This window comes from Mesorhizobium sp. M8A.F.Ca.ET.207.01.1.1 (assembly GCF_004794715.1).
Taxonomy (GTDB): domain Bacteria; phylum Pseudomonadota; class Alphaproteobacteria; order Rhizobiales; family Rhizobiaceae; genus Mesorhizobium.
On sequence record NZ_SRUS01000518.1, the window covers coordinates 1 to 292 of the forward strand.

Annotated in this window: 1 protein-coding gene; it reads right to left on the reverse strand. The window is 59.6% G+C overall.

The window, feature by feature from the left end; all coding sequences use genetic code 11:
• A partial coding sequence (locus EN850_RS35640) for a type II toxin-antitoxin system RelE/ParE family toxin (RefSeq protein ID WP_136093079.1) occupies positions 1-231 on the reverse strand: 231 nt, incomplete at its 3' end.
• Between the last annotated feature and the right edge of the window lie 61 nt (positions 232-292).

A 292-nucleotide genomic window follows, 5' to 3' on the forward strand; every position in this document is an offset into this window, starting at 1 on the left:
GGTGAAACAGAGCCGCCACTGATCATTGATACGGAGGCTGTATTGTCCTCTCCGATCACCTGACAGCGCCTCAAGACGATTCCCGGGCGGGCTGCGCAGGAAGGCCAGCGTCTGTGCCGAATCGAGCAGCTGGAGTTTACGTTCAGCCGCGCGTCGTATCGGGCGCCAAGCGCGAGGGCAGGCTCCTTCAAACAGGGCGCGGGTCTGCTTGCAGCGGAATGAACGGATCATTCCGTCAAACGTATTACGCCTTACGGAACATACCAAGGAACGCGATGTGCTGCCAGTCCCA